This is a genomic window from Nostoc sp. UCD121 (assembly GCF_014222285.1).
GTDB lineage: Bacteria > Cyanobacteriota > Cyanobacteriia > Cyanobacteriales > Nostocaceae > Nostoc.
In genome coordinates this window covers 1-10,757 of the sequence record NZ_JACKZS010000240.1, presented here as the reverse complement: position 1 = coordinate 10,757, position 10,757 = coordinate 1, and the positions used below count along the sequence as shown (strand labels likewise).

Annotated in this window: 9 protein-coding genes and 2 pseudogenes; 5 read left to right on the top strand and 6 right to left on the bottom strand. The window is 39.8% G+C overall.

The annotated features are described in order from the left end of the window. Positions 1-166: 166 nt before the first annotated feature. The 3 genes and pseudogenes from GNF10_RS31385 to GNF10_RS31375 all read left to right on the top strand — a co-directional run. Positions 167-397: pseudogene (locus tag GNF10_RS31385) on the top strand (glycosyltransferase family 1 protein); the annotation flags it as partial. 442 nt (positions 398-839) lie between these two features. Beyond that, positions 840-1,577: a hypothetical protein gene (locus tag GNF10_RS31380; RefSeq protein WP_221643718.1), complete on the top strand. Its 738-nt coding sequence runs from the start codon at positions 840-842 to the stop codon at positions 1,575-1,577. A gap of 100 nt (positions 1,578-1,677) precedes the next feature. Then, positions 1,678-1,923: pseudogene (locus GNF10_RS31375) on the top strand (transposase family protein); the annotation flags it as partial. 10 nt (positions 1,924-1,933) lie between these two features. Here GNF10_RS31375 and GNF10_RS31370 read toward each other — a convergent pair. From GNF10_RS31370 to GNF10_RS31345, 6 genes are all read right to left on the bottom strand, one after another. Next, the gene (locus GNF10_RS31370; RefSeq protein WP_185587655.1) at positions 1,934-3,268 is read right to left on the bottom strand and encodes a hypothetical protein; all 1,335 of its coding nucleotides are present in this window, start codon (positions 3,266-3,268) and stop codon (positions 1,934-1,936) included. Positions 3,269-3,328: 60 nt separating this feature from the next. Further along, on the bottom strand, positions 3,329-4,762 hold the full coding sequence (locus tag GNF10_RS31365) for a hypothetical protein (protein ID WP_185587654.1): 1,434 nt from the start codon (positions 4,760-4,762) through the stop codon (positions 3,329-3,331). A gap of 21 nt (positions 4,763-4,783) precedes the next feature. Next, on the bottom strand, positions 4,784-5,305 hold the full coding sequence (locus GNF10_RS31360) for a hypothetical protein (protein ID WP_185587651.1): 522 nt from the start codon (positions 5,303-5,305) through the stop codon (positions 4,784-4,786). Between the two features lie 44 nt (positions 5,306-5,349). Beyond that, complete coding sequence (locus tag GNF10_RS31355; RefSeq protein WP_185587637.1) at positions 5,350-6,516, bottom strand: CHAT domain-containing protein; 1,167 nt, start codon at positions 6,514-6,516, stop codon at positions 5,350-5,352. 29 nt (positions 6,517-6,545) lie between these two features. Further along, complete coding sequence (locus GNF10_RS31350; RefSeq protein ID WP_185587635.1) at positions 6,546-8,150, bottom strand: CHAT domain-containing protein; 1,605 nt, start codon at positions 8,148-8,150, stop codon at positions 6,546-6,548. 105 nt (positions 8,151-8,255) lie between these two features. Next, a complete protein-coding gene (locus GNF10_RS31345; protein WP_185587633.1) occupies positions 8,256-8,531 on the bottom strand; it encodes a hypothetical protein in 276 nt (91 codons plus the stop codon). Between the two features lie 432 nt (positions 8,532-8,963). Between GNF10_RS31345 and GNF10_RS31340 the strand changes: the two genes are divergently transcribed. Together GNF10_RS31340 and GNF10_RS31335 are read left to right on the top strand one after the other, a co-directional pair. After that, positions 8,964-9,566, top strand: coding sequence for a tyrosine-type recombinase/integrase (locus GNF10_RS31340; protein WP_185587631.1), 603 nt, complete (start codon positions 8,964-8,966; stop codon positions 9,564-9,566). 245 nt (positions 9,567-9,811) lie between these two features. Next, positions 9,812-10,690, top strand: coding sequence for a PIN domain-containing protein (locus tag GNF10_RS31335; RefSeq protein ID WP_185607344.1), 879 nt, complete (start codon positions 9,812-9,814; stop codon positions 10,688-10,690). Positions 10,691-10,757: the final 67 nt, after the last annotated feature.

The window sequence follows — 10,757 nt, the reverse complement described above, 5'->3', positions numbered from 1 at the left end:
CCAAAGACCTACATAAAATTATACTTCTGGCAGAGGATGTAAAAAAATATTAGACATATTAAATTAAAATCAATATTAATCAAAGTTCCTAAACAATTCAGGTAAGTGTGCTAAACACGAACTTGGAACAGCCTAAAGCTTTGTTAAAATCAGCAGCACACAAACTATGAACTCTATCACCGAAAAACGTATCGCCTTGATTTCCGTCCACGGAGGCCCGGCGATTGAAATAGAGAAAGAAGAAGCTGGGGGACAAAATGTTTATGTGCGTCAAGTGGGTGAAGCACTAGTGCAGCTAGGATGGCAAGTTGATATGTTTACCCGCAAGGTGAGTCTGAAGCAAGACTTGATTGTTCAACATAGCGACAATTGTCGAACTATTCGTTTAAAAGCTGGCCCTATGAGTTAAAAGGCTTTGACCAAAAAACCATATTGATGCGATGGGTGCATAGTTTACCGCCGCAAGCATCACTTTTTTTGAACTCAATATTATGAAGGCAATCATAGTGTTATGATTGCCAACTTTTTACTGCAATGCCAGCACAGCCAGGTAAAGCTAATAGACTCTAGAGAAATGAATTCACTTGGACGTTTCTCAGGCTCCCAAGATGCCTTCTTAACTCTGGACGTTTGTAAGCTCCCAAGTTGGCTTGCTACTACAAAACAAGGAAACCGAAATGAGCAACAAGGATAGATTCAGCCTATTATTGCATGACCAATTTTTGGATCTTATTTAATCCTCATTCCTTACCAGTAAGGCTTTCATCCAGAAATGTAGCTAAACTTTTATAGCCAAGTATTGCCTAAAAATATTTCATAATTAAAGAGAGAAAATCCCAATGGAGAAAATCCCAATGGAGAAGATAAAAATGCCAGAACAATATCGTTCACGGTATGTGGAAATAGCTTTAATTTTATTGATAATTAGTCTGTGGAAAAAGCCACGCTCTTTGGGGGCTTGGGGACTTACCGTGAAAAGTCAGTATCGTAAACACGTTGCCGAAAGAGTAGCACTCAGTATTCCCCCTTTACCATTGGATGCGAAGCAAACCTCAGAATCATGTAAATTACTGAAAAATTCGCCAGAGGGTCAAGAGGAGATATTAAAAAAGGCTTTTCAGGAGGTAGCTTTTAGAGCCAATCGACTGCGAGAGTGGATGGAATATGAACCTGTACTCCGTAATGTAGACAATAGATTTTCACAATTCTACTCAGAAGTTCGAAATACTAATAAGGAGACTTTGGGTGGGAGAATAGGTACTATTCAAAATATTTGGGTTCTTTTTCAAGAATCAGATATGATCGAGCTTGAATTATTCATAAAGGGAGTTCAGCATATAAATCAAGCACTTGTGACTGATCCTAGCAATCAAGTTTCATCACTAATTAGTATAGGTAAAAAAATTCAAGATTCCATTGACGATTTGGTTTTTAAGGATTTAAGAACAAACAGTAGTGAGTTTCAGATTCTACTTAAAGGATTAATATCTAAGCGTCGAAATATTGTAGAAAAAGAAATTCGAGAGTTATGTGAACTGACAGGGCAAACGCATCTAAATATAGTACATAGATACTAAAAAAGGATAAAGGCAGCGATCGCGTGCGGCATGAAGGATAAGCAATGGGGCATTGATGGTAAAGTCATTGTAAAAGTAACAATAAAGCCCTACGGAAGGCGTGAAACTCAAGCCCAAAATTACAATTGCTGACCACTTTGCACAGATGTCAGATCCACGAATAGATCGTACAAAACGTCATAAGCTAATCGATATTTTGACTATTGCCATTTGTGGAGTGATATGTGGGGCAGATAGTTGGGTGGCAATTGAAACATACGGATGTGCAAAGTCTGAGTGGTTAAAAACGTTTTTAGAGCTACCAAATGGGATACCATCCCACGACACGTTTGCAAGAGTAATTGCGAGCCACAACATTAAATCATCGCTGCTTCCCATACAGCATGAGACACTTCAGGTCGGGCGATGTCATTGTGTGCCCCTCCTAAAGAGCCATCACTCTTGCTGATAAACTTATCGCTTTTCAAGTTGTATATTTTTCCTGCTTCAAATTGATACGAGGTATTGAGGGGAAGCATCTCTTGATCTACAATTTCCAGACTTTTCCCCCGTGACCCAAATGCTCCTAAACCTCCATACTTCGGCAATTTAGGTGATTCGCCAGGTTTAAGTGGAAATTCTACTTGCCCAGCTACACCAGCACCAAGGGGGTACATTTTACCAACAGCAGTGTCAAACTGAGAATGTGTAGTAACGATAGGACCAATAACTTTTTGGTCAGCAATGATTGGATGAAAGTAACCCGCACGACCTGGGGCATCTGGAATATCTGAACAGTAAGACCATAGCGACAATGCTCCTTGTACCAATACAACAGAGTTAACTGGACGAGCCAAGGTACCCTTCCCATTTGAACCAGCAAGTATTGCGGAGACAACAATACACCCAAAGCTGTGACCCATGAAGTGGAACCGCACACTCTGAGATGCTGCATCTTGCATACTTGTTAATAGCTTAAAACCTCCGCTTTCACCAATCTTACGGGCACGATCTTTCATTTTCCAGAAAGATATCATACGCAGAGGAGCAAGTAACCCTCCCAAGCTGAAGTTGCCAAAGTTGACTTCATCTTCAGCTTCAGCTTCCTCAAATATATTTTCAGGATTGAAAGGTTCACGATCCGATCCTGGTGCAGCATCAACCCCCTCGCTACCTATAGCAGCCTCATCATTAAGAACTCTATATGCCTCTTTTACGTCAGAAGGTAATTCGTCAGGAGCAATATCATCCATTGCAGCAGAGAAGATTTTCCGCAGTGCTCCGCGTGCTGTCTCTGTATCTGCGATACGCTCTGCATACTGATCGACTAATTGTTCTACTGGAGAAATAGCTGATGCTTCAAATGAGGTAGAAATACTTTTCAGTTCTTCATTTCCCCATGGCAAACTCGGCCAGTGTACACCAATTAATAACGGGAGAAATCCTGGGCGAATTTGCTTCATCCGTTCAATATCAGCACTTTGTTCGACCGTCACCCCGATCCAGCGATCGTACTGAGCTATTGCTGAATCAACATCTCCTAACCATCCATGACTTATCAGGAATACATCTGTGATTGGTTCATTCGATAACACATTAATAATCTGTTGGCTCATCATTCCATCAGGATCGTCAGTTCGCTCATTCCCCTTAGCGTCAAAAGAAATCAGATAATATTCTTGGTCATTTGCAGGTAATTTTCTAATTGGCATATATAACTCCATTAGTGTACATAGAGACTGTTGACGCAACTACGGTAGTTGCCTTTGAACCTACTCCAAAGAATTTATCCGAAGTCGAACTGCTGGATCTCCGATGATAATATAGCCCTCAGCATCATTACGTTCAATCCAATCCGCTGCCAAATCTTCATCAGAGATTTCTTCACCAAAACCAATTTCTTCTAACTTACTGCTTAGAGTAGCTGATAGAGATGCGTAACGCTCATTAAAATCTTTCATGGCATGACCTATTGGTTCACCTAAAAGAATTCTTCCGATCGCATTTTCAAAAGGTAGGATTTGTGGACCAACTTTACGGATTTTAAATGAGCATCCCCAGGCACGCTCTACATGACCGATGCAAGCTAATGCCCCACCCTGAGGATGCGTAAGTAAGGCTTTAGGTAAAGCCGCAATAAAAGGATAAGGGGCAATGGAAGGTGGAGATTCTCCTGGTTTATGGAAAAAGCGATCATTAGAGGGCGTACCAGCACCATAACAAGCAAAATGGAATGTGATCATTCCATGAACTCGACTACTAGCTGGAATATCCTCAGCACTAAAGTAATGTTTCTTATCGATAGAACCAATCCCAGGCCAATCTTGACATAGTAATGCTCCTTGCTTCTGGATTTGGTCAGGATCACCATTTGGAAATGCCATCCCATGACTGGCAGTGAAAAGGAAGGCTGGCGGTTTCTTACTTGAATCTGGAGTTAATGTTTCAATTAACGCACCTTTGGTAGCGTCTTCTCCCCAAATCTTTCGAGTTTGAAAATGCCACCGCTCGGCAACTCCCGTCTGTCCCGGTAGAACTCCATCAGTTAAAGGGTTAACTAGGAAATCTGCACTAAGTTGTGTGGCTTTATCAAAGGAATGACGAGGAGCAAAGAAAACTGCTTCTCTAGAATTAGGGACTGACTGACCAGTTTCATATTCGATCAGGCTAGCCACGTAACGAGCATAATCTAAAACAGTATCAAAATGAAGGCAGCCTACTGCGTACTCCACATCTACAAGGTGAATAAATGAGAAAGGAATAAGAGTGGGGTTGCCAACAAACAGCAGATAGTAAGGAACCTTTGTAGGATCTACAGTGCCGGCGCTTGTACCGTAACGAGCTAGCCATTTCGCACGGCTTTCTCCAGTTCGGTACTTTAACACTTTAATTTTGCTTTCATCACCGATTTGCTGCCGTCGGTGCTCAACGAGAGGTTCTAGAGCTTTTTGTACCGCTTCATCTTCATCAACATGGAATACAACAGCCCATCCTGCCTGATTAACATCAGATGGATCTACTCCTAATGGGAATCCTAGATCTGGTCTTTCAAAAACCTCTGTTATTTTGTCCAGGTATTCAATCAACAAAGGATCTAAAGGTTCACCCTTTACAATGGCAGCCGCTTGACTGTACCCCAGTGGAGGTACTAAATATTCTCCAGTAACACCATTGACACCATTAATATAAAGGTTATCGTCATCCATAACTTTAGCTATAGTATTCTGTTAGAATTTAAACTCTGCACGTAACCGAATCGTCAATTCACATAACTCTCGAACTTCCTTTCCTACAACGTTTCGACGATTAGATGTTAATCCTTTAAGTAGCATCTGAAAGTCATTACTATTAGTTTTTAAATCATTAAAAACTAAATCATCCATGGATTTTCTGATTTTTCCTCCTATATCAATTAGCTTTAAAACTTGAGCGGTAGGATCTGATTTATTAATATCTCCAGTCACAAGTGATTGATTTATATGTTGAATTCCATCTGTGAATTTTTCAAGGTCAACTATATCTGATTCTTGGCAAAAAGACCAAATTGTTTGAATAGTATCAACCTTTGAGCCAAAGTTATCTTTACTAGTATTTTTAACCTCAGAATAGAATTGTGAAAATCTATTTTCTAAATTACGGAGTAGAGGTTCAAACTCCATCCACTCACGAAGCCGGTTAGCTCTAAAGGCTACTTCGTGAAAAGCCTCACCTAAAGGTTGTAACCAAGAATCATCATGTGCTACTGGCATAAAATATTGAATTTAACTCCTTAATATATCTACTGTGTTTCAAATTAAAATTTTTGAGCATTCCAACCCGTTACTTTTCCAATAGATATATTCCCAATAGACTGATTTACGGTGAATAATTGATATTCTAATTTTTCAGATAATGGCTGAAACATCTGAACATCAGTGGCAGAAGTGTATAGTATTGGGTAAGAATATTCCCAGTCTCTCGAAATATATATCTTGGAACGGGCTTTGGAAATAGCCATATCAATTGAGCCAGATCTGAGCAAAGTATCATAGAACTGTTGAGTGAATTGGTGCAAAGTATCTTTGCCAATAGGAGCGTTAGTTGTTACTACGGCACAAACCCCAGCATCAACTAATCTAAATGCTAAACGTGCCAACTTTTGGCACTGTTCCCACTCCCTGATCGGTGTTGCCAAAAATACAAGATAAGGAGATCTATAGTGATCATGTCCTAACCTTTGATAAATTACTTCATAAGGAATTTCTTCTGCTCTCCCTCGATCATCAGTCAAGACGATGTACGCACCTTCATCGCGAATTTCAGCATGAGATTGCAGATGAATAATATGATAATGATTGTCAGGTTCAGATTCTTGAGCGGATACTATTTTGTTATAAATTTTTTCTAGAGTTGGATTGGTTTCTAGTCGATCTAACTGTAGTAGTTTGGGTGCCACATCCAGTTTAATATCAGAGAATTCAAAGCTATCTGTATTTGAAGGATTAGACGTTATCAGAAGCATACGAAGGGGACGATCTAATATAAGTTGGCTGCGGGAAGACTTAGCCCGTATAAATCGTGAAAAGGGAATACTTAAACACAATGGCTCATACTCGTCTGGATTGTAAAGACATTCCCAATTCAATTGAGATAACTCTGGATAGTTTGGGTCTAACCACAAACGCAGCCGAATACGAGCCGCTCTATAGACATCAAAACCCCTACTTGGATTTTCTGCCAATATTCGAGCTTCGTTAAACGCTTCACCAACATCCCCTCGAAACAACCATGAAAATAGATGAATTCCATATTCACGTGGTTCTGAAATTGAAGCACGAAGCACAGAAGGTATTGGTGGTAAATCGGCTTTTCTTCTTTCTCCATCTGGCATTTGAAACTCAGCACAATACCGCTCTGTAGAAATCCCAAAGATACGAATCTCCAAGTCGTCAAATTGTTCGCATTCATCCCAGGTAGCCATAATTGCCCTCTTGCAGTTAGTTTGTTGTTTTAAGAAGTCATTTCTAAACGTCCTAGCGTTCGTTCAGATAGAACAACTAAATCTTTAATAGTTTGATTTAAATCCTCGGAGACAACATTTTCAAACTGAGAAAGTCGCTCTTCAAAAGATATCACACCATTTGCTAGTGCTGAATACGCACCTCTATCTATCTCAAAATCTATGCTTTTAGATTGTGATACCAACTTTAAAAAATAGTCGTTCAAACTGTTATCAATATGCTTTTTCGTAATAATTTTTAATTTGTCCATATCATTTTGTTGTACTCTTTTCCATTCTTTCTTGAGTTTATCAAATTGAAGATTTGCCCAGGTTCCTCCTGCCTGCTCAACAATATTCACGCAGAGATGGAAGCTAGCTATAAAATCATTTAGATAATCTCTCAATATTATTAATTCAGACAATTTTTGATGAGAAATGGCGATTTCTTGAAATGTTTGTGATAATTCTTTTAATGCTGCTTTCGATTCGTCTGATTTTTGAGCCATTTCTTGAACCGATAGCCATGCTTGTTCGAGGGTACTAGTCTCATCCGACAAAAATTTAAAAATATTATTACTGCGGGTACCCATGTATAAAATAGGGGTGTTCCAATCGCGACTACCTAACTTGTATTCAACTGATAGAAATTGACGTGCCTCGTTGACAGCTACATCTATTGGTAACCCGTTTGCTAATGATCCATAGAATCTTCGACTAAAGAGACTAGCTGTATCTAATTGCACGAAAGGGTACTGCATCGCAATAACAGCAGGTATGCTCTTCTCAACCAAAGATGGGGCAATCCCTGAGAACAGTCCATTTTTGTCCTGACTACTATTGCAAGCATTAAGAACTATTAGACGTAGACTAGCTCTCCCCAAAAAGAGTTGTGCAAATTCTCGATCATTAATAATTCTCTTCGATTGCCCATTATCATCAGTTAAAACAAGTTTACCACCAGTTCCATGACCCAAAAAGTGCAAAACATGGTAATTATGCTGAAGTTCATCTTGGATCTGGGACAAAGTTGAGTTCTGTAAAATTTTGTACTCAACTTTATCTAAGCCTTTCAAAGAAGCATCAAGATATTCGGTTTCTTTACTGTCAATTTGAGGTACACCCTGTGGACTCTCGATAACCACTAAAATTTTTAATCTCTCTTGAGCAGTGAGAGTAAAAACAGGGGGTTCAGGTACTGGTAAATATCGCGTGACGGGGATATTAGCTGAAGTAGCTAGAAACTGCTGCCCATCCCACAACATTTCCCAAGGTAGTGCTGCCAAGTGCGGCACGTTAATCCATAGGCGAAGTCGAAGAACACCATCACCCACTCGACCTCGACTATTTGCCCAAGCTTCCCCAACAGATCTTTTGAATAGTGCCTTAAACAGTAGACTACCAAAGGATTTACGCAAATCTTCATCAGGATCGATCCCCTGAATCTGAATTAGCTCGGATTTAAAGTCATCCGCACTTAGATCCAGTTCAAGATCGCCTGTCGCTGGACCAGCAGGTGAACTCAAAACTTGCACAGGGAAGGAGGTGGATTCTCTAGATTGAGTTGAAATTGTCTGAAGCCCAATCCATACCTCGAAGTCAGCAAATGTTTTCATCCTGATTTGTGTATCAACTACTGGAGTTTAGACTAAGTTATGCAAAACGACCCAGCAGGGCTGAGTTAATCAAAGACTTAGCGAAATTATAAATAATCTTTAATATTAAACCGCAACTGATGGCTCTTTACGTGGTTGTGTTACGGTTTTTTTAACAATCGGGCATCGGTTTTTACGGTGACGCTTTTTTCCTGCTTTCCAACCAGGGGACTTTCCGCGAGGTTTGGGTGGAACAGATGGAGTACCAATGGCCGCAAAAACTCCTCCCATAGCTTGAGCGACCCTCCCAGGGGTCAATTTATCGATTGATTTCTGCCAAGGTAAAGGATTGTCAGTAACAATATCACGAGCTAACCACAACTCCCAAGTCATAAAAGGCATTAAGTCACTCCATCGCTCGCATTGTTTAGGAGTGCCTAGCTTGGGAACAGTCCAATGTAGACGTTGTTTTAAAAATCCGTATCCGTTGGCGCAACAATAAATTGATTTAGTTCTTCTTAAAACTTCCGAGTCCGTTCTAGCAATATTTCCTTAGCCACAGTGTGTTTAAGGAAGCGAGTGATTTCATCATCATTACTTCTTGCTAGAACATTGTCAGTAGCGCCGAATTATTTCTCGCTGGAATATCTGCGGTTCAATACACCTAACCGTATTTCGATAGAGATTCGACTGGAAAAAGCGGACGTATTTATTAATTGATAACAGTTCGCAATAACTCTTGAGTTGCGCGACTCTCAACGGAGTAATGGGGCTTGTGGCGTAGTAGACTGTCCATAATAAGGCGCGTACACCGGACACTACCAGCGAGAATAAATGAGGTTGCCACCCCCAACTCGTCTACCTAACAAGCATTATAGGTCTAGAGAATACCTGACACCAAGCGAGGTGCGAAGTCTTCTTGATGCCGCACTAGAACGCAAAGCTCGTTATTCTCACCGTGATTATACACTGATGTTGATGATGTTCCGCCACGGTCTAAGGGTGGGGGAAGCTGTAGGTTCTAAATGCGGTTTGCGCTGGGATGCCCTGATGTGGGCCGAACGTCAGATTTTCATCACCAGGGAAAAGGGCAGTGATTCTGGGGTGCATCCTTTGAGAGATGATGAACTGGAATTGCTCAAAGAACTCAGAGAGATGTTGCCCGATAGCAAATATATTTTCGTTTCCGAGCGTGGTGAGGTGATGTCTACTGATGCAGTGCGAAAGCTGCTTGGGCGGTTGGCGGCACAGGCTGGGCTTGATATCAAAGTTCACTGTCACATGATGCGCCATGCTTGCGGTTACTATCTGGTGAATCAGGGTTATAACACTAGAGAGATTCAAGATTTTTTGGGACACCGCGATATCAAACACACTGAAAAATATACCAAGCTGAATGCTCGACGCTTCCTGAATTTTGATTGGGGTGATTTGTAACGATCTTTGCTGAGAGCGACCCCAAGACATTGCAGGGCTATTAGCGATCCCATAAGCATTCTATCCATCAACATTTTTTGCCATGTTCCAAGTACCAATTAACCTATATGCGCTCATTTGACCCCAGAAACTAGGAACGCTGAGAGATGTTTCTTGGCTCATTTCACCCTCAGTCAGTCATTGGAAAATAAACGACAGATTGTAGTATAAACTGCTGATGTAACTCAGAATAAGTATAAAATAAAATGGATAAAAGATTACAAACATCGCAAGTTTTTATAGATACAGAAGTATTTATTAATGCAAATTTTCAATTTTCATCAGGACGTTTATCAAGACTGTATACCTTTAACGTAAATGGGAAGATTACACTCCATTTAACAGACATTACTATCCGCGAAATAAAAGCCAACTTAAAAAAACAAATCGAAGAAGTAACAGAATCAGTCAATAAATTTCAGACTAAAGCTAAACTTCTCAGAGGAGTTCCATCTTTTGAAGCCATTTTTAATTACGATAGAGATTTAGTGCTGGAGCATTATGAAGCCCAATTAAGAGATTTTACAGAATCAAGACAACTTTTTCTGTTCCCAGAAAATCATTATATTGTTAATATAATTTCTACTAAAAATGTAGCCGTAGAAATAATTTTTGATAAATATTTTAATCAACAGCCACCATTCGGAGAAGCGAAGAAAAAATCTGAGTTTCCAGATGCATTTACAATCTCAGCATTGGAGAAATGGTGTTGTGAGAATCATAAAACTATGTATGTTATTAGCAATGACAGCGATATGAAAGCAGCTTGCAATGCAAGTAATTATCTAATTTCAATTGCGAATGTAGATGAATTATTTGACTTGATTACTGCCGAAGATAAGTACATATCTTCGATTGCACACCAATGGTTTACAGAATCTAGAGAAGAAATAAAAAATGAGATAACTGATAAGTTTGAAGAATTAGAACTATTTGATTTAGTAGATGTAGATAAAGATGGTGAGATTGAAAAGATTACTGTAAACAATATTAATCTCCTTCAGGAGAATTTAGTAGAAATTCAAGATGAGATTTTATATTTTACAGTTATAGCAGAAATTTCCTTTTCTGTTGATGTAAGTTAGACGGATCCAAAAATGACTGCTTAAGAGAAAGAAGAGAAGAAAGAGTATAGAGGGGACTAGACAGAAG